Origin of the sequence: Arachidicoccus rhizosphaerae (assembly GCF_900107765.1) — a bacterium.
Lineage (GTDB): Bacteria > Bacteroidota > Bacteroidia > Chitinophagales > Chitinophagaceae > Arachidicoccus > Arachidicoccus rhizosphaerae.
Map to the genome: position 1 here is coordinate 57983 of NZ_FNQY01000016.1, position 22410 is coordinate 80392.

The following is a 22410-nucleotide window of genomic DNA, read 5'->3' on the forward strand; positions in this document are numbered from 1 at the left end:
AAAATTCAAAACAAACTAATACCTGTCTGGTTATACCTAATAGCCAAAATCCTGGGTTAATTTAGGATTTGCATCAATGGCCGCCTGAGGAATGGGCAATAATTCACTATGCCCATCCTGGAACCCTTCCGCAAAATACTGCAGGTTTCCGTTCAATATACTGTTTCCTACCCAGCTAACACCAGTGGCTCCACTTGGGGTCGATCCCGGAGCTGGAGTATAAAAGGAAGTCACCCAGGTAATATCCGTTGTAGAGGTGGAGGGCAGATAATACATTTTCTGAGGATATTTATCATATGGGCTCTCATTAGCATTCATAGCAGCCAGCGCGGTTTTAGTTGCGGCCAGTTTTGAGGACAATAAATTCCAGCGGATTAAATCATATTTTCTGATGCCTTCTGTTCCAAATTCCAAGGCTCTTTCATTAACAAGGGCATCAAAAAAGCCATCTTTGGTGGTTGGAACTGTTTGCGGGTCTGCATTATTAAAGGCACGGTTACGTACTTTCTGATAAGCCTCTATTGCGTCTGCAGTCGGCCCTCCATTTAATTCATTTTGAGTTTCGGCATACATCAATAATACATCCGAATAGCGCAGTATCGGCCAGTTAATACCGAAATTCTGGGCCTGATTACTAATATCTACAGATGGATTTGTAAACCAGTTCCTTCTAAACTTTCCATCATAAAGCCCGTTTAAAGAAGCAGCCGTAAGAGTATTATCTGAGGCAATTTTGTAAGGAGCAATGGTAACATCTCTGCGCCTGTCCGTAGAATCGAACATATAAAAATAGGTGGGCAAAATAGTTAAACTCCCCCCAGGCCCATTGTATTTACCTAATTTACTATCCGTGGTAGAGGTTGCACCGCCCATCGCCACTTCAAACATCATTTCCCCATAAGGATCAATCTGATGAGCATCTACCTGGTTGCGCCATAAATCTTCAAAACTAGGATCCAGGGCATGTTCACCGGAGTGTATAATGGACGCACACTCCGTATCGGCAATCTTATAGAAGGTTAAATAATCAGCATCTCTCTGCATGGCATTCGTTGCTCTTCTAAGAGAATACCCTCCTCTGAATAACGCTATTCTGGCTCTGAGCCCCTTTACCGCACCTTTTGTTATTCTCTCATCCGTGGCGTCTCCTAGCGCACTGATTTCTGAACGCCAGGGCACCAACTGTTCAGCGGTAGCCAAATCATCCAAAATGTGATCATAAATACTGTCGCGATCCGTTTTGGCCAGAAAAAGATCCGGCACATCGCTGGAAGGTTCCCATTCAGCAGGTACATCTCCCCAGTTTCTCACCAGTTCAAAGAAAAACTGTGCCCTTAAAGTAAGCGCCTCCCCATATAATCTTTGCAACTCTCCTTTCTGGCTAGCTGTTCCATTAGCGTACAAGTCCATTTGAGGAATATATTTAATACACTGATTCGCATTTTCTATTCCTTGATATAATCTATTAAAAGGATTATAAAGTTGGGCATTGGAAGCGGTGACATTATAACGACTTATATCTCTGCGATCACCATCTCCGTGCCCGCCGGCACCCATCATACAGTCATTATCATAAGGAAAATACATGCTTATCCTGATTCCATATCCATTATCGCCTGCTAAATCCTGATAAGCCCCTAAAACCGCTTTCTGGGCATTTTCCACAGTCCCGAATACAACATCCGGTCCAAAGGAAGATACTGGATTTAAATCCAAATAATGCTTACAGGATCCCATTAAAAGTACAGCCGTACTAAAACAGGTCAACCAATTGGCAAATGATTTTATTTTTATATTCATTGCTATAATAATTTAAAGATGGTAATTAAAAGGAAACATTTACACCGAAAATAAAGGACCTGGCTCTCGGATAAGCCGAGAAATCAACGCCGGCAGTCATGGGCGTACTTCTTCTTGTATTGACTTCTGGATCATATCCGGAGTAACCGGTAATGACTGCGACATTATTGACCGTAGCATACATCCTGAATTTCTGAATATGCATTTTTTTAGTCAGGGTCTGTGGCAAAGAATAACCCAGCGTTATATTATTCACCCTCAAGAAAGACCCATCCTCAATAGCCCAGGACTGAGGTGTCCAGGAATAGGCCGTTTTGAGCGGCGTCCATAAAGTAGCATTCTTATTGAGTGCTGCCAGCGCAGTCGGATCTATGACGACTTCTCCCTGAGCATTTACATTACGCCAGCGATTTTTTTCAATAGCCAGCAAATTCGCATTATCAGTATATCCACTGGTAAACTCCAGTTTATTATCATTCACAATGTCATTGCCCACCTGGAAATTAAGGAAAACGCTCATATCAAAATTCTTGTAGACGAACTGTTGATTAATACCACCAAAATAGGAAGGATTCGCATTGCCAATAACAGTTCTGTCATCATCTATAGTAACTTTTCCGTCCCCGTTTAAATCCTTGAATTTAATCGTGCCTGGTTGTATCGTGCCGGCAATATCCGCATCACTGACAATACCGTCTTTCAGAGTATAGGCTCCGGTGGAGGCATCATAATTAAAATCATCTATTTTGTAATAACCATCGTTGACCAGTCCGTACATCGTTCCTACCTCTGAACCTACTTTGACTATATAATCAAATGCATTGGCACTTCCGGCCCAGTTGGAGGTAACCAAAAATGATTCCTGATTTCCCAGGCTCAGAATTTTATTTTTATTGGTGGAGATATTAAAACTTACATTCCAGCTAAAATTCTTGTTTTGAATCGGCGAACCGCTTAACTGCAGTTCAAAACCATTATTAGCCGTTGCACCGACGTTCTGCACCTGTGAGGTATATCCAGAAGAAGTCGGCACGGTAACATTGACCAACAGGTCTTTTGTTTTATTTCTATAGTAGTCGGCTGACAGTTGTACCTTATCATGGAACAAACCCAGATCCAGACCGATATTCCTGGAAATATTTGCTTCCCATTTAAGGTTTGCATTGGTAAGAGAGGCTGGTGCAAAAGCGGTCACCAGGTTGTCTAACAGACCGTAATATTTACTTGTGGTGACAAACTGAGTCATATACAAAAACGAAGAGATCCTGTTGTTACCTGCTGTACCGTAACTCAAACGCAGCTTACCGCTGGAAATAACAGGCTTCAGGGATTTCATGAAATTTTCTTCAGAAAACTTCCAGGCGAATGATCCGGCCGGGAAATAACCCCATCTGTTTTTTGCAGCAAATACCGTGGATCCGTCTGCTCTTACACTTACAGAAGCCAGGTATTTATTATCCAGTTCGTAATTTAACCGCGTAAAAAATGACCAAATTCTTTGTTCATCAAAATCGCTGGTCGGAGAAGGTTGGGTATAACCATCGGGCGCACTGGCCAGGTTTAAATTCGCCAGGGCCTGATCAGCCGTGGTGCCATAAGGAAAATACCTTTGAATCAGCGTTTTGGAGTCATTTTTTACCTGATAGGTTTCCTCTCCGAAAATCCAATCTATTTTATTGTGTTTACTAAAATCACCTTTCAGGCTTCTGTTACTGAGTGTCAGTACATTGGAAATATCCAATGTCGTCTTTTTTGTATCCGCTATGGTGGCTATAGGCATTCCGTTGCCATTAGAAATCGCATTGGAAGTCAGACTGTCATCATATGATTTGGTGGTAGTGGGATACAGATCATAACCGAAAGTCGTTCTGAAGGACAGAAACTTAGTCAGTTTGATATCCGCATAAGTACTTAACCCTATTCTGTACTGGTAGGCCCTTTTGTATTGTGATTGAACCAATAACAGAGGATTCACCAGATAGAGTCCGTTACCATTGGTTTCATCAATAGATTCCGGATCATAATAAGTCAGCGATTGTCCGGGAGACAAATAAGGGGTGTAACGAACGGTTTGTCTTAAGAAGTTAAGTCCGCTACTGCCGGGATTTGAGGTACCCTGCCCATTGACCACCTGGTTATTGAAACGCACATTCAGACCAGTGGTAACATAATCACTGATTTTGTGCTTTAATTGAAAATTGAGCAGCTGTCTGTTGTAGTCCGATCCGACCATAACGGCCTTAGTAGCGTTTTCCGTCAGGCTTAAATTAAACTGGGTTTTAGCATCTCCGCCTGATACGCTCACATTATGCGTTTGCATGGCGGCATTTCTGCCAAAGAGCTGCTCTTGCCAATTGACAAAAGGCGCATCCTTATACAGATCAATATCCTGAAAAGAACCGAAACGGCTCGCAAAGCTCTTTTCAGTAGTAGAATTCCCCTGAGCCCTTTCATATTGATAGAAGACATACTCATACGGATCTAAGACGTCCAAAGTTTTATACACTTTCTGGTTGCCGAAAAAACCATTATAAGTAACCACCGTTCTGCCAGCCGTTCCTTTCTTCGTTGAGATAATGACAACACCATTGGCTCCGCGGGCACCATATATTGCCGTAGCGGAGGCGTCTTTCAAAACATCTATAGACTGAATATCCTGCGGAGATAAAGTAGCTAAAGCATTATCCATTATAATTCCATCCACAACATATAATGGCGAATTATCCTGGGTAATAGAACCGCCCCCTCTTACTTTAATACTTACCTGGGCATCAGGAGAGCCTTCTGAACCTACTACTTGTACCCCTGCCAGACGACCAGCCAGCGCCTCTTCGGCAGAGTTGATGGGAATATCCTTTAAATCTTTGGCAGAAACAGAGGACACGGACCCCGTGAGATCCTTCCTGAGTACGGTTCCATACCCTACGACAATGACATCATTTAAATTACTTACAGATGGTTTTAAAGTTACTTCCACCACCTTTTTGTCAGGCTCAATCGTAACTGATTTTGTTTCATAGTTGACGTAGCTGAATACAAATATCTGGGCGGGGCTTTTTACATCAGGAATTTTAATTTTAAAATTGCCTGCATTATCAGTAAAGGTTCCCATGGGTGTCCCCTTTACCTGAATGGAGACTCCGGAGAGCCCATCGCCTTTTTCATCCTGAACATGGCCCGTTATGGTTCTGGTCTGGGAAAATACCGTCGTAACTGCCATAAGACAGAAAATGAGCAAAGGAATTTTTTTCATTCGCGTTTTTTTATGGTTATGAATAATGGATAAGTGCTTGTATACCAATCAACTTTAATACTGTAGCGTCTGGATAGTTCATTTTTTTGTTAATCAAATTCATTCATCAAAACCGAAGCAGCCAACAATACGCTATTATTAGTTAATTTAGTTAACAATACTAGTACAATACCACCAATAACTAACAATAGTTGTTAATAAAATCTATGCAAACGATACCGACATCGTTTGCAACTCCCTTTCTTTGTGAATTTCACGGCAATTCCTGGCCGAAATAATGGATTTCAGGGCTCTTTGGGAAAAAGATCGACTGCCTGTAAGCGCCTTTTTGCAGGTCAGCTGACGAGGTAGAATGGAGCCGTTGGCCAAACAAAAAGTCCTTGAATAAGTGAGATTTACAGCCAAACCTCTGCTTAAACAAGGACTATCTAAGAAAATACCCTCTGTTATTCTCCCTTAAACGGGAATAAGGCGGAAGGCGTATGGGCTTCTTTCATGATGCCCTCCATTTGTTTTACAATTTCAGGGTATTGACCTGAAAGGTCTTTGGTTTCACCGGGATCTTTTTTAAGGTCATAAAGTAGTAATGGGCCGTTGGGATTTTTATCGACATGTAGCCGGATGGCTTTCCAGTCTCCTTTGACGACTGCCTGCTTGCCTCCTTGCTCATGTAATTCAAAATAGAGATAATCATGACTTTTTTGTCCTGACTTTCCGACTAAATCGTCCACCATGGAGATACCATCAATATTTGCGGGAATTAATTGTTTTGATCCTGCCAGGCTGATAAAAGTTGGATAGAGATCCCAGAAAGTGCTTACATGATTAGAGACCGTTGCCGGTTTTATTTTTCCCGGCCAGCTGATCAAAAAAGGTTCTCTGATGCCTCCTTCGAATAAATCTCTTTTAACCCCGCGGAAAGGCCCGTTTGAATCAAAGAATTCAGGATCAGCCCCTCCCTCTATATGCGGTCCATTATCACTGGTGAAGACTATGATGGTATTTTTATCCAGCCCTTTCTCTTTTAATTTCTCTCTGATTTGTCCCAAATACAAATCCAGTCTGGTTACCATGGCGGCAAAGGCGGCATGTGGATACTGCTGCGATGCATACCCATGATCTATGGCATTTAACCCATAATCTTTCCCTTTATAGGGAGTTTCGGTAAATCTTCCTTTATAGGATTCAAAAATAGAGTCATCCGGCACATAGAGTTCAGCGTGAGGCAGGATATAGGGTAAAAATAAAAAGAAGGGGGTATCCTCCGACTGCTGATCAATATAATCCAGCGCCTTTTGCTGAATCAAATCCGGTGCATAAACCACCTGTTTGGTAAAATGTGCATTACCTGTAATTTCAACCCGTTTATCATCATCCCAAAGATGATCCGGATAATATCTGTGGGCCAATGATTGACTGTTATATCCATAAAAATGGTCTAATCCCTGCTGTAGCGGATCTCCTGTACTGCCTATATATCCCAGCCCCCATTTACCGAAAGCTGCCGTATGATAACCTGCCTGATGCAACAGATCAAAAAGCCCCTTACCGGTTTTAGGGAGGGGCTCCTGCCCTTCCGGTTCCACCGATTTATTACCCCGGATATAAGTATGGCCTGTATGCTGTCCTGTCAGCAAAGTGGAACGTGAGGGCGCACAAATACTGGTTCCGGCATAAAAATGCGTATACATTTTCCCGTCTTTTGCCAGCGCATCCAAATTCGGGGTTCTGATTTTGGACTGGCCATTAAAGCCCACATCCCCGAACCCAAGATCATCTGCCAGCAAAAAAACAATATTGGGCCGCTGCTTATCAGCCTTGTGCATGCGCTTGTCAGTAGGACCACTCTGCGCATTCGCATAAAGGGCCAACCCCAACAGGCCAAATAGGGTCAGAGATTGCCGGAGCAAACCATTCCTGTATGATTTTGCAACTGAATATCGAACTTCAAACATATTATTGTAATTTAAAAACTAATTCCCACCATCTTGCGGGCAAAGAAATATTTATACCTGTTAATCAGACAATTCAAATTATTTGCAGGACTAAAGATAACAAATTGCCAGACAAACAACGCCGCTTCCTATAATTTAAAAGGTAGCTGGCGACCTGACGGCAAACATTCTATCATATTTTGGACAATATACTAAAATGCCCCCAAAAAATAACATGAACGCCGCTTAAATAGGCTCCTATTGACAATAATTATTTTGCATCTATATTGTCTTATATTTGTAGTCTTATCATCAAAAGCGCCAACTCATGTATGACTTATTTTTCCGGCAATTCAACAAAAAAGTCCCTTTGACGATGGAGGAGCAGCTGGAAATCACTAAGTTTCTTACCCCGAAAAAGTTGAGAAAAAGGCAGTATCTGTTGCAGGAAGCAGATGTCTGTAAATTTGTTGCGTTTGTTGAAAAAGGACTGCTCAGACAATTTACACTGGACAATAACGGCAATGAAAGAATTTTACAATTTGCCCCGGAAGGCTGGACCATATCTGATTTATACAGCTTTCTTACCGCAGAGCCTTCCAGCTATCATATAGATGCTTTGGAAGATTGCGAACTCATTTTAATCAATAAATCTGCACACGAGGCACTGCTTTCAAAAATACCCAAATATGAAACCTATACGCGCCTACAGATCACAGGCGCCTATATTGCCATGCAAAGAAGACTCAGTTCCATTTTTAGCGCAACGCCGGATGAAAGGTATGCCAGCTTTATGCAATTATATCCGGATATCGCCAACCGTGTTCCTCAGCACATGATTGCCTCCTATATGGGACTGCAGCCGAAAACCTTAAGCAGAATCAGGCGCCGGATCAGTAATAATCATTAACCCTAGTAGCATAAAGTAATCAAATATTTTTTTTTAACATATAACTATTGATTTAGATCAATGGTTTTTCTTGTCTGAACGCAATGGCTCAACACCGCGCCTGGGTGTACCTTTGTCAAACAAAACAAAGGTCATGATCACAAAGCAGACAATAGCCGTTATAGGAGCTCCCAACCAGACAAGTGACCTATTGTGTAAAGCACTGGCTAAAGGCAACTACCGGTTATTAATGGCTCAAGGGAAGCAGCATAAAGTCCGGGAATTATTCAATGAGATTCGTGTAGAAACCCCGGGAGCAGATATGGAATCTATAGACTGCTGCCAGCAGGCCTGCTGGGAAGCTGATATCATCTTATTTGCGGTCCCATGTATGGAACAGACTGAAATAGTCTATAAAATCAAAGAGGTCGCCAATCAAAAAATAGTCCTCTGCATTCCATCTTCTATAGACCAGTATATGGATGGAAGTAAGATGAATGCGGCGCAGTTATTACAAGGACACTTACCCAATAGCAAAGTAGTCAATGCCTGTTATGCTCAGAGTGGCAGCAATATATTGCTGGACTCTGGTGCCCCGGATGCCCTGCAAACCGTCCAGGACCTGATACGGGCTATAGGTTTTTTCCCTCTTGACAAACAAACCGGATTCTAAACATTCAAATATTTATTCTTTAAAAATTATCAAACACATGAAAAAAGTTTTATTATTAGTTGGTGTAATTTTCGCATTCAGCGCCTTTACTATTTTACCAGACAGCTGGAGAAGAGATCCTAATCATGCGCAGTTAGCCTTTACGGTGACCCATATGGGCATTTCTGACGTCTCTGGCTTTTTCAATAATTTTGACGTAACCGTTAGCTCAGAAAAAAAGGATTTCAGCGACGCTGTATTTGAATTAACAGCAGATGTCAACTCCATTGATACCAGAGTAGAAGCCAGAAATAACCATCTTAAAAGTGCAGATTTCTTTGATGCAGAGAAGTATCCCACCCTGCATTTCAAAAGCACTTCAATAACACCTAGTGGCGAAAATAAATACAAATTGACCGGTAACCTTACCATACGTAATATTACAAAACCGGTCACCATGGATTTAATATACAGAGGCACGAATCATGACGATAAAGCAAACAGCTACACCGCCGGATTCCAATTAACGGGCATAATCAAACGATCTGATTTTGACTTTGGAAGTAAATTTCCCGCTCCTATCATCAGCGATGAAGTCCGGATAAAGGCGGATGGAGAATTTATCAAACAGTAATATAGCTGACGCTTGAATATAGATAAGACACTAAAGCGCCCAACATACATAAAGGTAATTTCATTGAAACGCAAGGAATTTATACAATTAACATCCATAATAACAGGAGGCATAACCTTGAACACGCTTTCCGCATTTAATAAATTTACGGCTGACTTAGCACAGCAAGATTAGCTGATGCCTGTTTTATTTATCGGGCACGGATCTCCTATGAACGGAATCCAGGACAATGAATTCAGCAGAAGGTGGACTGCCATGGCAAAAGAAATTCCCACCCCTAAGGCAGTGCTGGTCATTTCTGCCCATTGGTTCAGTAAAGGAACCCGCATTACCGCCATGAATTTCCCTGAAACCATCCATGATTTCGGGGGTTTTCCACAGGCCCTCTTTGACGTGCAGTATCCGGCTCCCGGGCAGCCTGAGCTAGCCCGGCAGACGGCATCTCTAATCCATAGCTCCCCTGTGGAGCTGGATCACGACTGGGGATTGGATCACGGCACCTGGACAGTGGTACGTCATATGTACCCTGAGGCTAATATCCCGGTCCTACAACTAAGCATTGATTATACTAAAGATGCCCGGTATCATTTTGATCTGGCGAAAGAGCTGTACGAGCTTCGAAGCAAAGGCGTTTTAATTATCGGCAGTGGTAATATGGTACATAACCTGAGAATGGTAGCCTGGGATAAAATGGAAGAACCGGGCTATGGATATGACTGGGCACTCCAGATGAATGATACATTTAAACAACTCATCCTGGATGGCGACGCGCAGTCCCTGATTCATTTTGAAAGACTGGGCATGGCAGCAAAACTTGCCATCCCTACACCTGAACATTATCTGCCACTCATCTATTCCATTGCTTTAAGGGGAAGTAAGGATCAGATCAGCTTGTTTAACGATAAGGCAGTAGCCGGCTCCCTGACGATGACTTCAGTTAAAATCAGCGCATAATAGGCTGGGGTCCGGTATTTTTAAGGGTTTATTTAAAGCATAAAGTACCGGATATGGCCAATTTCTGCCGCAAAAGCCCCTTTGGACTGGGATTATTTACCTTCCTAATTTAGTTTTTCCTCATCAGAATTTAGCGTACTTTTGCACCCACAAAATTATAGAAAATGGCTTTACAGGCAGGTATTGTAGGTCTACCCAATGTAGGAAAATCTACCCTTTTTAATGCACTCAGCAGTGCCAAGGCACAGGCAGCGAACTTCCCATTCTGTACGATTGAACCCAATGTCGGCGTGATTACCGTACCGGATACGCGTCTGACCACTTTGGAATCCCTGGTAAAACCGCAACGTGTTGTTCCTACTACGGTAGAAATCGTTGATATTGCCGGACTCGTGAAAGGTGCCAGTAAAGGTGAAGGCCTTGGGAACCAGTTTTTAGGCAATATCCGGGCTACAGATGCCATTATCCATGTAGTACGCTGTTTTGACAATGATAATGTCATCCATGTGGACGGCAGTGTCAATCCGGTCAGAGACAAAGAAATCATAGATATTGAACTGCAGTTTAAAGACCTGGAAACCATAGAGAAAAAGCTAAGCCGGTCCGAAAAACAAGCCAAGTCAGGTGGCGATAAAGAAGCCCAGCGTGGCGTTGAAATATTAAAAGCATTAAAAGCACATCTGGAATCCGGTCAGAATGCCCGTAGCTTTGAGGTGACCAAAGAGGAAAAAGAAAAATTCCTGGATGAGCTTTGCCTGCTGACGATTAAGCCTGTTTTATATGTTTGTAATGTAGATGAAGGTTCTGTCATCTCCGGCAATCAGCATACGGCCGCTTTGCTGGACGCTGTAAAAAATGAAAATGCCGAAGTCATTTTTATCAGCGCCGCCATCGAAAGCGATATCGCCGTTATGGAAAGCTATGAGGACCGACAAATGTTCCTGGAAGACATGGGACTTTCTGAAAGTGGTGTGGCCAGGTTGATTCAATCTACGTATAAGCTGCTGAATCTGGCAACCTATTTTACCGCCGGCGTACAGGAGGTAAGAGCCTGGACAATTACCAAAGGCTTTCTGGCCCCTCAGGCAGCCGGAGTCATCCATTCTGATTTTGAGAAAGGATTTATCCGTGCAGAAGTTATTAAATTTGAGGACTTTGTAAAATTCAAATCTGAAGCAGCCTGTAGAGAAAACGGTAAATTAGCGGTTCAAGGAAAAACCTACCTGGTGGAAGACGGAGATATTATGCATTTTCTGTTTAATGTTTAATAACGCATTTCCTCTTCTTTTTATAATAACAGCCCATCCAAACAAAAGGTCCGAAGTGTACACTTCGGACCTTTTGTTTGCCTAATCCTTCATTTTCTTATAATTCCGCGCAGTCTGATGATTGACTGTTTATCCCGCTTATTTGTTAAATACCCGCAGGCGCCCATTTAAAATTTAAAGCCTAAACCAATTTTGATGGCATTCATTTTCAGATGCGCATCATCCAGTCCGTCTGCAGTCTCGGTAACGGAGCCGAACAGCGGTGTATAACGGGCATCCACAAAAAATCCTTTATAAATATAATAGGTGCCACCCGCAGCAAGGCCCATCTGGAAGCTTTTAAAATCCGTCATATGTTTTTTCTCGGTAACCACCCCATTTGTTTCCAGGGTTCCTTTTCCGCTAAGGTTAAAATTGAGCGTCGGTCCCAGATTTAATGAAAACCTCGGGGTCACGAATAATTTAGCTAAAATGGGCACATTAAGCTGATTTAAAGACAAATTAGCTAAAGAAGTACTGTTCTTAGGGTCATTATATCGAAAATTTACCCGGCTATACAAAGCCTCTAATTGAATTTTAAACGGATTGCTTGGATCCGAAGGAGACATTTCTATCAGACCGCCACCATAAAAACCAAACCGGCTGTCTCCGGAGGTTGTCGTTCCATCATATTTAATTTTGGAATAATTTAAGCTACCTCCGGCTTTAATACCAAATCGAAAACTGGTCTGCGCCTTAACACTGGAAGTCATGAGAAACAGGCCGCAACATGCTAAAGCCCCTACTAGGATTTTTTTCATACAAATATATTTAATGGATGCAGGTTTGTAACTAAAGTTAGTTCCTCCACAGCTGTTTCGCACCGCTCTGTTACTCCCCTTGGTTCATGGGCAAAATAAATACATATTGAATGACTTAGCAGAAGCCTGTGGGACAATTTAAAGTTAAAGAACGCCCTCAGAATGGCTATTTTTACCGTTTTCATTTACACTCCTTTAACACTACATCCAGTGTTTTTGAAGGCTATTTTAAAAAGCAATAAAGATCTTCACAACTTATCAACCGTTTGCGAAACTCTTTATTCCCCCCTTTTATATCAAATAACTAATGTTATCTTTGCACATCTTTTAAAAGTCATAACAACTAAGAGTTCATGAACTTATTTGACAAGCAGTCCACAGAATTTATAGGGCGCCATATCGGGCCAAATGAAGAGGAAACGGGGCAAATGCTCCAAACCATCGGAGAATCCTCTACCCAGTCTTTAGTAGAAAAAACCATCCCAGCCAGTATTCATCTGCCCAATGACCTGGATTTACCAGCCAGCATTTCAGAGCAGCAGTATTTACAGGAAATCTGGATGACGGCTTCCAAAAACAAAGTCTTTCGTACCTACATAGGTCAGGGATATTTTAATACCATTACGCCTTCAGTGATTCTTAGAAATGTATTTGAAAATCCAGGATGGTATACCTCCTATACCCCCTACCAGGCAGAAATATCACAAGGCCGCCTGGAAAGCCTGCTTAATTTCCAGACCGTGGTCAGTGACCTGACAGGACTTGAACTGGCTGGCGCCTCCTTACTGGATGAAGCTACCGCAGCTGCTGAGGCAATGGCCATGTTATTCCACCATGTAAATGTCCGCAGTAACGATAAGCCTAAATTCTTTGTAGATAATTCTGTTTACAGGCAAACGAAAGATGTGCTTCAAACAAGAGCGCTCCCCATCGGCATAGAGCTCGTTTTTGGTGATTACCAAAACGCAGCCGTTGATGAGACTTATTTCGGTGCCCTTGTTCAGTACCCAAACAGCTACGGCACTGTTGAAGACTACCGCAATTTCATTGAAAAGATGCATGGATTAGGCGGTTATGTCGTTGTAGCCACTGATTTACTGGCGCTTACACTCTTAACGTCTCCAGGTGAACTGGGAGCAGACGTAGCCGTAGGTTCTGCCCAGCGTTTTGGTGTACCGCTGGGATTCGGTGGTCCGCATGCTGCCTTTTTTGCCACCAAAGATGCATTTAAAAGAGGTATTCCAGGTCGCATTATCGGTGTCAGTGTAGACGCACAAGGCAACCATGCCCTGAGAATGGCCTTACAAACCAGAGAACAGCATATTAAAAGAGAAAAAGCCACTTCTAATATCTGTACCGCACAGGCGCTGCTGGCCAATATGGCAGCCATGTATGCGGTATATCACGGACCTAAAGGACTTTCCGATATTGCCAAAAGGGCCCATATCATTGCACAGGCCATCGAGGAAGAACTATTGGAACTGGGCTTTGAACAGTTGAACGGATCCTATTTTGATACCTTACGCATTAAAGCGGACAGAGCAGTCATTGAACCGATTGCCATTGAAAATCAAATTAATTTTCAATACCATACGGATGGCACTATCGGTATTTCCATAGATGAAACCACCACCCAAAAGGATGCGTTGGATATTGTATTTGTCTTTGCAGCGTCTAAGGGTTCCGACGAGGCGACCATTGGATTTGATAGCGAAGATACCCTGGATCTGAAGATAGCCCAGGATCTGAAACGCACCTCTTCTTTCCTTACCCACCCGGTTTTTAACAGCCATCACAGTGAAACCCAAATGATGCGCTATATTAAAAAACTGGAAAAAAGAGATTTAGCCCTCAATACCAGCATGATCTCTTTAGGTAGCTGTACCATGAAGCTGAATGCGGCCACCGAAATGATTCCACTGAGCTGGCCGGAATTTGCCAGCATCCATCCTTTTGTCCCTAAAGACCAGGCCGCCGGCTACCAGCAGGTCATTGATGAATTAAGTACCTACCTTTCAACTATTACCCAGTTTGATGGCTGTAGCCTGCAACCCAATAGCGGTGCTCAGGGAGAATTTGCAGGGCTCAACACCATTATGGAATACCATAGAGCGCAGGGTCAGGGACACCGTAATATTGTATTGATTCCGATATCCGCCCATGGGACCAACCCGGCCTCTGCCGTTATGGCCGGCATGAAGGTCGTTGTTGTAAAAAGCGATGACCACGGCTTGGTGGACGTAGAAGACTTACGCAGCAAAGCTGAACAATATAAAGACACTTTGGGTGCCTTGATGATCACCTATCCGTCTACTTACGGAATATTTGAAGAAAGTATCCGGGAAATCTGTCAGATTATCCATGATAATGGCGGTCAGGTTTATATGGATGGAGCGAATATGAATGCTCAGGTAGGTTATACCGCACCAGGTCATATCGGAGCGGACGTCTGCCACCTGAATCTGCACAAAACCTTTGCCATCCCACATGGCGGCGGTGGTCCGGGCGTAGGTCCTATCTGTGCCAAAAAGCATTTATTACCCTATCTGCCAGGTCATTTCAGCCTGGACAGTCAACTTCCGGTCAGCGCGGCTGCCTATGGCAGTGCGTCTATTTTGCTGATCAGTTACGCCTATATCAAAATGCTGGGCGGCGAAGGGCTGAAAAAATCAACGGAATATGCCATTTTAAATGCCAATTACATGAAAGTCAGGCTGTCCGGCTATTTCCCTATTTTATATGCCGGTAAACACGGCACCTGTGCCCATGAATTTATCATAGATTTACGTCCGTTTAAAGCGGCCGCGGGCATTGAAGCAGAGGACGTTGCCAAACGCCTGATGGACTACGGCTTCCATGCGCCCACCATGAGCTTCCCGGTACCGGGTACCATTATGGTGGAACCCACCGAAAGCGAGGATAAGGGGGAACTGGACCGCTTTTGTGATGCGATGATCAGCATTTACCATGAAATCCAGGCAGTAGAAAAGGCAGAAGCCGACAAAACGGATAATGTACTGAAAAATGCGCCCCACACCCAGCATGTTATCTGTAACGATAACTGGGATCATGGTTATTCCAGACAGCAGGCCGCCTTCCCGCTGGAGTATATCAAAGAAAACAAGTTCTGGCCATCTGTAGGGCGCATTAACAACACCTACGGTGACCGCAATCTGATTTGTACCTGTGAACCGGTAGAAAGCTATATGGAGGCTTAAATACTGGTTGTGAATAAGTAACTACATGAAAAGGCTTCCCTCTATTTGCGGAAGCCTTTTTCTTTTATACATTTGTTCCATGAAAAAGATTATCATCACGATAGACGGTTATTCATCCTGTGGCAAAAGCACACTGGCCAGGCAACTGGCCTCCCGGCTGGATTATGTTTTTATAGACAGCGGGGCGATGTACCGGGCTATTACTTTATATTTTCTGGAACATAAAACAGACATCAAGGATGAAAAGGCTATAAGTGATGCCCTTGACCAGATCAGATTAGAATTTATAAACAACGGCACTCCCGGTCAGTCCGATATCCATCTGAATGGTGATAATGTAGAAAAAGCCATCCGCACCTTGAAGGTGTCCAATCATGTTAGTGATATTGCAGCACTGGAAGCCGTTCGGCATTTTGCCGTGAGCCAGCAACAGGCCATGGGAGAAAAAAAGGGTATTGTGATGGATGGTCGCGATATCGGCACTACGGTTTTCCCAAAAGCAGAATTAAAAATCTTTATGACGGCAAGCATTGAGGTGCGTACCCACCGCCGCTATGACGAACTCAAAGCTAAATATCCGGATATATCCTTAGAGGAAGTCAAAGATAATCTGCTTAAAAGGGACCTGATAGATTCTACCAGAAAAATCAGTCCGTTAAGGCAGGCTAAAGACGCGATTACCCTGGACAACTCCAAGCTTTCCATGCCGCAGCAGTTAGACATAGCTGCCGGTTGGGCAGAGGAAATCCTAAAAGGGCAACTGGCATCTAAAATATAAGCCACCAAACTGACATAGTCTTAAAGCCGAAGAGGATAAAGTATTGATGATACTTTATCCTCTTCGGCTTTAAATATTTAAATAGTTATGATATCACAGGGTTGAAGCAGCTGCTAGAGTTTACGAACCCAAATATTACGGAAACTGATAGGTTTGCTATTATCTCCATGAGCCTGTAACTTAATAGGACTTGGGCCGTGTGCCGCTCCCTGATACGAAGGCTGGCCAATATAAAGGGTGGGCCCTTTTAATTCGTAATTATTTTGTACCAGAACGCCATTAAAGAAAACCGTTACTCTTGCCGGTGATTTTAGCGTGCTGTCCTCATTAAATCTGGGAGCCGTCCAGATCACATCATAAGATTGCCATTCTCCTGGCATTCTGGCCGGGTTGGCTAAGGGCACGGACTGTTTATAAATGGACCCCGCCTGACCATTTGTGTAGGTCTTATTTTTATAAGAATCCAGAATCTGCAACTCATAACCAGCATCTCCGGAACCTATCGAGGCCAAAAACAGGCCACTGTTACCGCGAGCCTGGCCTTCTCCTTCAATATCTGCCGGAATCCGCCATTCAATATGCATCTGATAATCCTCAAATTTTTCTTTAGTCTGAATATTACCTGCCTTCTTATTGACAGTTAATATACCGTTGGCTACCTCCCAATTTGCCGGCTGGCCGGGGTTATTTACAGACTCCCAATGGCTCAGATTCTGACCATTGAATAAAATAATAGCATCAGAAGGGGCCTCCAGGGTGGTGGCTCCCGGTGTTACTACAGTAGGCACAGGTGAATATACTTCGGTATCTTCAGGCTTTTGCGCCATTACATTAACCGAGCCTGCTACTAGAATGGCTGCGGTCATTAAAAAGACTGTCTTATTCATAGTTTTTGTTTAATCAACATATTTATAGTTTCCAAATGTAATGAAAACAAACAAATAAGGGGCAGTATTGGGTTTTTGTTTAAAAACCTTCCGGTCATTTTCTTTTAAATTAAGTTTTTATTAAAAAATGACCTTACAGAGATTTGCGTTTTGCTATAAAAAATAAGCGGCGGTTATTTTAAATAAAAAAGCGGCCCCGATTGTCCGCTTTTTTATTTAAACTCTCTGAAAAATAGCTAGTTACAAAGAAACACCTCTTTTCCAGGGAATAAAATCGTATTGTCTGTTTCTCTCCGCTGCAATCAGCTGACGACCGCTGGCTACTTCAATGACATAATCCAGGATACGTGCACCGGCCTGTTCGATGGTTTCTGTACCATCAATGACGGTACCGGTATTAATATCAATGATATCCGACATCTTTTCTGCCAGTACGGTATTGGTTGCCAGTTTTACTACAGGCGCTATTGGATTGCCGGTCGGCGTTCCCAGACCCGTTGTAAATAAAACAATATTGGCTCCCGCCCCTACTTCCGCCGTACAGGATTCAACATCGCTTCCTGGTGTACAAAGCAGATTCAGACCAGGTTTGGACTGTCTCTCAGGATAATCCAAAACATCGGTTACCGGAGAAGTCCCTCCTTTTTTAGCGGCTCCTGCAGATTTAATGGCATCTGTAATCAATCCGTCTCTGATATTACCCGGAGAAGGGTTCATATCAAAGCCTGAACCCACAGCTACTGCCCTGTCGTTATAGGTATGCATCAGGCTCGAAAATCTTTCTGCCGTGGCAATATCAATACAGCGATCGCTAAGATTTTGTTCCACCCCGCAGAGTTCCGGGAATTCTGATAGGATCACCGATCCGCCAAGAGCCACCAATAAATCTGAAGTAAAACCAATGGCAGGATTTGCCGAGATTCCCGAGAAGCCGTCACTTGCGCCACACTCCAGTCCGATACATAGTTTACTGAGTGGGGCCGGCTCTCTTTGATGCTGATTTGCCTGCATCAGCCCTGCAAAAGTCTGCTTTAGCGCTTCGCTTAGAAATGTTTCCGTAACGCCTATTTTCTGCTGTTCCAGGATATATAAAGGCTTGTCAAATTCCGGATCCCTTTTCTTGATTTCAGCTTTTAAGATACTGGCCTGAGCATGCTGACATCCCAGACTGAGAACAGTAGCTCCTGCGACATTAGGATGGGTAATATATCCTGCCAGTAGCCCGCAAAGGGCATCAGAATCTTCTCTGGTGCTGCCGCAGCCCCCCGTATGGCTTAAAAAGCGAATACCATCAACATTTTCAAATAATCTTTCCTTTTTAGGCTGGGCAACTTCCGGATTTAGATCCGCCCCCAAAATATCTTCCAGGCTTTTACCGCTTTTATAAAGATCTATCAACTGCAGGGACTGGGTATCGATGGATTCTGTCTTGCCATAGCCCAATTCTTCTACCAACGCTTTTTCCAGTTTCCCCAGATTTTTATTCTCACAGAAAACCAGTGGCACGACCAGCCAGTAATTTGCAGTCCCGACCCGACCATCTTTTCTGTGATATCCCATAAAATGTTTGCCTTCAAAGGCGCCTGTATCAGGTTGGTGCCAATCCAGATGTCTTTCACCAATGGAAAAATCGCTGGCGGCATGCTTCAGGTTCCCCAGATTAATGGCCTCCCCGGTAGCGATAGGTTGCTTGGCTTTTCCTACCAGCACCCCGTACATAAACACCTGACCGCCAACATCAATATCTTCCGTTACAAATTTATGTTTTGCTTTTACTGTATCTTTTAAAAGATACGATTTTCCGCCAAAGTTCACTGTATCCCCCTTGTGGAGGTCTTGCAGTGCCACCAGTACATTATCCTTCGGATGTACTTGCAGGACTTTATTTACACTCACCTTCTATCTATTTTAAATAATAATATATGCTCTTTTTATGTTCATCAGGCATTGGCCAAAGCCCTGTCCAGGTGAACGTATCCTCCGTCTATATGCAGCAGTTGCCCCGTTGTATGGGAGGATTTTTCACTTAACAGGAACGCGGCTGTATTCGCAATTTCCTCTGCCGTAGTCATGCGGTGACCCAGTGGTATTTTACTGGTAATTTCAGCCAACTTAGCCTCAGAATCCGGCAAGGTTTTAATCCATTCGGAGTACTGTGGTGTCCAGCATTCTGCCACGACAATCGCATTGACCCGTATCTGATATTTAAGTAACTCAACAGCCCATTCCCTGGTCAGTGCATTTCTGGCACCATTGGCCGCCGCATATCCTGAGGTATTGCCCTGACCTACTTCTGCCGTCTTGGAAGAAATATTGACAATACTGCCTTTTGATTGAATCAAGGCAGGCAATGCATAATGCACGAGTAAATAATAATGGACTACGTTCTTATGCATGGACTCGATAAAGCCTTCGTAACTTCCTTTTTCCAGACCCACCCCATCATTATGGCCCGCATTGTTCACAATCCCGTCTATCCGGTTATATTTTTTGAGCACCTCATCAATAACTTTTTTACAGTTGGAAGGGTCGTTCAGCTCTGCTTCTATCGTAGAGCCCTGACCGCCAGCCGCTATAATTTCCGCTAACTTCTTTTGGTTATCCACAGCTTTTCTGCCAACGATCACCACCTTAGCACCTTCTGCAGCTACTACCTCGGCGATACCGGCACCAATACCCTTGGCGCCGCCCGTTACGATGATCACTTTATCCTTTAAGCCCAAATCCATATTTTTACTTTTAATCTAATTTAATTGATTGTCAATACCATAAAATCTGGCGGCGTTCCCTCCGAAAATAGCGGATATGGCCTCCTGACTTAAATCACTGAAATAATTTTCCAGCACCTCCACCCATTTACCATAACCAGTTGCCACCAGGCAGACCGGCCAGTCACTGCCAAACATGAGTCTGTCCACCCCGAATGCCTCCAGTACCGTATCCAGCGCACCCTTTAGATCTTCCGGCTTCCAGGATCTGAAATCAGCTTCCGTAACCAGCCCGGATACCTTACAATAAACATTTTTAAAGGCAGCCAGCTCCTGGATGTGCTTTTTCCATTGTTTAATTGCGCCTGTCTTTAAATCCGGCTTGCCTATATGGTCCAGTACCAGCTTGCAGGATTTAACCTGTCCATTATCCGGTCTGGCAGAAAGTCTTTCAACTAAAGGCATGATCCTGGCTAATTGATGATGATATACCAGCAGGTCATAACTATATCCCTTATCCAGAATTGTATGCAACCCCTTTTCAAATAAACCGTCTTCAAAAAAAGCCGGCAAATCAGTAACACCCTGTAAAATATGGCGAAACCCCTTTAAAACGGCATTTCCCTGATAACCTGAAAGTATCTGTTCCAGCTGCGGGCTTTTTAAATCCACCCAGCCTACAACGCCTTTGATAAAATCATTTTTTGCAGCCAGATTTAATAAAAAGTCTGTTTCTCCCAGCGACTGCTCCGCCTGTACGGCGATACAGCCTCCTATTTTATTTTCTTTTAATATGGGAGCCAGGTCTCCCGGTAAAAAATCTGCCCGAATCTTTGCCATATCATCCGTAATCCAGCTGTCTCTTACCGGATCAAAGACCCAGAAATGCTGATGTGCATCAATTCTTTGCATATGCGACTGCTGTTTGTTTGGAGGTACCGAGTCCTTCAATACCTAATTCTACAACATCACCCGGTTTTAAATACCATGGTTCCGGTTTCATGCCAAGACCGACCCCGGCCGGTGTTCCGGTTGATATAACATCCCCTGGCAACAAAGTCATAAACTGACTTAAATAACTGACCAGGTACTCAATATTAAAAATAAAATCAGAGGTTGAGGAGTCCTGCAATCTTTTGCCATTGACATCCAGCCATAGATGCAGGTTATTGGGATCCGCGATTTCATCTTTGGTCGCCATAAAAGGTCCTAAAGGTGCAAATGTATCACAGCCCTTTCCTTTAACCCATTGACCGCCTCTTTCTATCTGGAATTCTCTTTCACTATAATCATTGAGCAGTGCATAGCCTGCCACATAATCCAAGGCTTCCTTTTTTTCAACATAAGATGCTTTTTTCCCGATAACGACGGCCAGTTCCACTTCCCAGTCTGTCTTTACAGAATTTTTAGGGATAACCACCGGATCAAACGGTCCGCATAAAGCGGTGGTAGCCTTAAAAAACACGATAGGTTCCTCAGGAATCTTAGCTCCCGTTTCAGCGGCATGTTTGGCATAGTTCAGGCCGATACAAATGATTTTAGAAGGCCTTGCCACTGCACTGCCCCATCTCTGCGTAACTGACACTTCAGGTAGATTACATTCGTTTTTCATCACCTCTTCTGCCAGTTTCTCTAATCCTCCTTCGGCAAAAAACGCCTCATCATAATCCTTCACAAAGGCAGAAGTATCAAATCTCTTATCACCAATTAAAACGCCTGGTTTTTCCTGGCCCTGCTGTCCAAATCTTATCAGTTTCATAATCGTCTTTTTGTTATCTGTATTATTCTATATTCAATCTGTTGAACCTAGTTATTTAGTTTTATAAATCCACCGTCAATAGGGTAATCACAACCGGTAATAAACCCTGCTTCATCGCTGCACAGATATAAAATCAGATCTGCGATTTCAGATGGCTTTGCCATCCGGCCAATGGGTTGCGTGGCGGAGAGTTTTTCAAACATGTCCTGTTCACGGCCAGGGTAGTTTTTAGCCAAAAATCCGTCTACAAAAGGTGTATGAACTCTGGCCGGAGATATACAGTTACACCTAATGCCTTCCTTTACATAATCCTTAGCGACAGACAATGTCATAGCCAGGACAGCACCCTTACTCATAGAATAGGCAAAACGGTCCGGGATACCGACACTGGATGCGATGGAAGCCAGATTAAGGATGACCCCTTTTTTAGCAGCCTGCATCCGGCTGATAGCCGCCAGCATGGAATTATACACACCTTTTACATTCACCTGGTAAATCCGGTCAAAATCGGCTTCAGGAGTGCTGTCTAGCTTTCCGATATGGGAAACACCTGCACTGTTGACAAGAATATCTATGGAATCAGGTGTTCCATAGGCTTCTATGACCGCCGCCTGGTCCGTAACATTGACCAGTAAGACGGAGGCCTGTCCTCCTTTTTGTTTAATCTCCGCCTCTGTTTGCCGGGCACCCGCCTCATTTAAATCTACAATCCATACATGTGCACCCGCTTCAGCAAAGCTAAAGGCAGTGGCCTGACCTATCCCGCTTCCTGCACCGGTAATCAGTGCATTTTTCCCGTTTAAACTGAATTTCATTATATATCGCTTTTTATTTTTTATGATGAATACCCGGATGGCCTGATTTCTACCTCCAAAG

The 22410-nt window shown here is 43.5% G+C and carries 17 protein-coding genes; 7 read left to right on the forward strand and 10 right to left on the reverse strand.

Annotated elements, in window-relative coordinates; translation table 11 throughout:
* Positions 1-36: 36 nt before the first annotated feature.
* From BLU80_RS13380 to BLU80_RS13390, 3 genes are all read right to left on the reverse strand, one after another.
* Positions 37-1800, reverse strand: a complete 1764-nt coding sequence (locus tag BLU80_RS13380) for a RagB/SusD family nutrient uptake outer membrane protein (protein ID WP_091399415.1) — start codon at positions 1798-1800, stop codon at positions 37-39.
* A gap of 25 nt (positions 1801-1825) precedes the next feature.
* The gene (locus BLU80_RS13385; RefSeq protein WP_091399420.1) at positions 1826-5053 is read right to left on the reverse strand and encodes a SusC/RagA family TonB-linked outer membrane protein; all 3228 of its coding nucleotides are present in this window, start codon (positions 5051-5053) and stop codon (positions 1826-1828) included.
* Positions 5054-5499: 446 nt separating this feature from the next.
* Positions 5500-7008 carry an arylsulfatase gene (locus tag BLU80_RS13390; protein WP_091399423.1) on the reverse strand — a complete coding sequence of 503 codons (1509 nt, stop codon included), beginning with the start codon at positions 7006-7008 and terminating at the stop codon, positions 5500-5502.
* A gap of 307 nt (positions 7009-7315) precedes the next feature.
* On the opposite strand from BLU80_RS13390, the gene BLU80_RS13395 reads away from it, so the two are divergent.
* The 5 genes from BLU80_RS13395 (at position 7316) to ychF (ending at position 11384) form a co-directional block, all read left to right on the forward strand.
* A complete protein-coding gene (locus BLU80_RS13395; protein WP_091399426.1) occupies positions 7316-7897 on the forward strand; it encodes a Crp/Fnr family transcriptional regulator in 582 nt (193 codons plus the stop codon).
* A 133-nt stretch (positions 7898-8030) separates the two neighbouring features.
* Positions 8031-8549 (forward strand): NAD(P)-binding domain-containing protein, encoded by a 519-nt coding sequence (locus tag BLU80_RS13400; protein WP_091399429.1) that lies wholly within the window; start codon positions 8031-8033, stop codon positions 8547-8549.
* A 37-nt stretch (positions 8550-8586) separates the two neighbouring features.
* Positions 8587-9162 carry a YceI family protein gene (locus BLU80_RS13405; protein WP_091399431.1) on the forward strand — a complete coding sequence of 192 codons (576 nt, stop codon included), beginning with the start codon at positions 8587-8589 and terminating at the stop codon, positions 9160-9162.
* A gap of 177 nt (positions 9163-9339) precedes the next feature.
* Entirely contained in the window at positions 9340-10116 is a 777-nt protein-coding gene (gene ygiD / locus BLU80_RS13410) for a 4,5-DOPA-extradiol-dioxygenase (protein WP_244518919.1), read from the forward strand.
* Positions 10117-10280: 164 nt separating this feature from the next.
* Positions 10281-11384 carry a redox-regulated ATPase YchF gene (gene ychF, locus BLU80_RS13415; protein WP_091399434.1) on the forward strand — a complete coding sequence of 368 codons (1104 nt, stop codon included), beginning with the start codon at positions 10281-10283 and terminating at the stop codon, positions 11382-11384.
* Between the two features lie 167 nt (positions 11385-11551).
* Here the strand turns inward: ychF and BLU80_RS13420 are convergent, their stop codons facing one another.
* Positions 11552-12184 carry a porin family protein gene (locus BLU80_RS13420; protein WP_091399438.1) on the reverse strand — a complete coding sequence of 211 codons (633 nt, stop codon included), beginning with the start codon at positions 12182-12184 and terminating at the stop codon, positions 11552-11554.
* Positions 12185-12537: 353 nt separating this feature from the next.
* On the opposite strand from BLU80_RS13420, the gene gcvP reads away from it, so the two are divergent.
* The gene (gcvP, locus tag BLU80_RS13425; RefSeq protein WP_091399441.1) at positions 12538-15402 is read left to right on the forward strand and encodes an aminomethyl-transferring glycine dehydrogenase; all 2865 of its coding nucleotides are present in this window, start codon (positions 12538-12540) and stop codon (positions 15400-15402) included.
* A gap of 79 nt (positions 15403-15481) precedes the next feature.
* Positions 15482-16180, forward strand: a complete 699-nt coding sequence (cmk, locus tag BLU80_RS13430) for a (d)CMP kinase (RefSeq protein ID WP_091399444.1) — start codon at positions 15482-15484, stop codon at positions 16178-16180.
* Between the two features lie 113 nt (positions 16181-16293).
* Here cmk and BLU80_RS13435 read toward each other — a convergent pair whose 3' ends face one another.
* The 6 genes from BLU80_RS13435 to BLU80_RS13460 all read right to left on the reverse strand — a co-directional run bounded on the left by BLU80_RS13435 (position 16294) and on the right by BLU80_RS13460 (position 22349).
* Positions 16294-17067 (reverse strand): 3-keto-disaccharide hydrolase, encoded by a 774-nt coding sequence (locus BLU80_RS13435; RefSeq protein ID WP_091399447.1) that lies wholly within the window; start codon positions 17065-17067, stop codon positions 16294-16296.
* A 240-nt stretch (positions 17068-17307) separates the two neighbouring features.
* Positions 17308-18963: a UxaA family hydrolase gene (locus BLU80_RS13440; RefSeq protein WP_091399449.1), complete on the reverse strand. Its 1656-nt coding sequence runs from the start codon at positions 18961-18963 to the stop codon at positions 17308-17310.
* A 44-nt stretch (positions 18964-19007) separates the two neighbouring features.
* Complete coding sequence (locus BLU80_RS13445; protein ID WP_091399452.1) at positions 19008-19796, reverse strand: L-fucose dehydrogenase; 789 nt, start codon at positions 19794-19796, stop codon at positions 19008-19010.
* Positions 19797-19811: 15 nt separating this feature from the next.
* Positions 19812-20687 carry an amidohydrolase family protein gene (locus BLU80_RS13450; RefSeq protein ID WP_091399454.1) on the reverse strand — a complete coding sequence of 292 codons (876 nt, stop codon included), beginning with the start codon at positions 20685-20687 and terminating at the stop codon, positions 19812-19814.
* Positions 20674-21534, reverse strand: coding sequence for a fumarylacetoacetate hydrolase family protein (locus tag BLU80_RS13455; protein ID WP_091399457.1), 861 nt, complete (start codon positions 21532-21534; stop codon positions 20674-20676). Before BLU80_RS13455 ends, BLU80_RS13450 begins: the two co-directional genes overlap by 14 nt.
* Positions 21535-21581: 47 nt before the next feature.
* Positions 21582-22349 carry an SDR family NAD(P)-dependent oxidoreductase gene (locus tag BLU80_RS13460; RefSeq protein WP_091399540.1) on the reverse strand — a complete coding sequence of 256 codons (768 nt, stop codon included), beginning with the start codon at positions 22347-22349 and terminating at the stop codon, positions 21582-21584.
* Between the last annotated feature and the right edge of the window lie 61 nt (positions 22350-22410).

Excerpts from the sequence above, each read along its gene's own strand:
- BLU80_RS13380 (WP_091399415.1), bottom strand. The coding sequence starts at position 1,800 with ATGAATATAAAAATAAAATCATTTGCCAATTGGTTGACCTGTTTTAGT.
- BLU80_RS13385 (WP_091399420.1), bottom strand. The coding sequence starts at position 5,053 with ATGAAAAAAATTCCTTTGCTCATTTTCTGTCTTATGGCAGTTACGACG.
- BLU80_RS13390 (WP_091399423.1), bottom strand. The coding sequence starts at position 7,008 with ATGTTTGAAGTTCGATATTCAGTTGCAAAATCATACAGGAATGGTTTG.
- BLU80_RS13395 (WP_091399426.1), top strand. The coding sequence starts at position 7,316 with ATGTATGACTTATTTTTCCGGCAATTCAACAAAAAAGTCCCTTTGACG.
- BLU80_RS13400 (WP_091399429.1), top strand. The coding sequence starts at position 8,031 with ATGATCACAAAGCAGACAATAGCCGTTATAGGAGCTCCCAACCAGACA.
- BLU80_RS13405 (WP_091399431.1), top strand. The coding sequence starts at position 8,587 with ATGAAAAAAGTTTTATTATTAGTTGGTGTAATTTTCGCATTCAGCGCC.
- ygiD (WP_244518919.1), top strand. The coding sequence starts at position 9,340 with ATGCCTGTTTTATTTATCGGGCACGGATCTCCTATGAACGGAATCCAG.
- ychF (WP_091399434.1), top strand. The coding sequence starts at position 10,281 with ATGGCTTTACAGGCAGGTATTGTAGGTCTACCCAATGTAGGAAAATCT.
- BLU80_RS13420 (WP_091399438.1), bottom strand. The coding sequence starts at position 12,184 with ATGAAAAAAATCCTAGTAGGGGCTTTAGCATGTTGCGGCCTGTTTCTC.
- gcvP (WP_091399441.1), top strand. The coding sequence starts at position 12,538 with ATGAACTTATTTGACAAGCAGTCCACAGAATTTATAGGGCGCCATATC.
- cmk (WP_091399444.1), top strand. The coding sequence starts at position 15,482 with ATGAAAAAGATTATCATCACGATAGACGGTTATTCATCCTGTGGCAAA.
- BLU80_RS13435 (WP_091399447.1), bottom strand. The coding sequence starts at position 17,067 with ATGAATAAGACAGTCTTTTTAATGACCGCAGCCATTCTAGTAGCAGGC.
- BLU80_RS13445 (WP_091399452.1), bottom strand. The coding sequence starts at position 19,796 with ATGGATTTGGGCTTAAAGGATAAAGTGATCATCGTAACGGGCGGCGCC.
- BLU80_RS13450 (WP_091399454.1), bottom strand. The coding sequence starts at position 20,687 with ATGCAAAGAATTGATGCACATCAGCATTTCTGGGTCTTTGATCCGGTA.
- BLU80_RS13455 (WP_091399457.1), bottom strand. The coding sequence starts at position 21,534 with ATGAAACTGATAAGATTTGGACAGCAGGGCCAGGAAAAACCAGGCGTT.
- BLU80_RS13460 (WP_091399540.1), bottom strand. The coding sequence starts at position 22,349 with ATGAAATTCAGTTTAAACGGGAAAAATGCACTGATTACCGGTGCAGGA.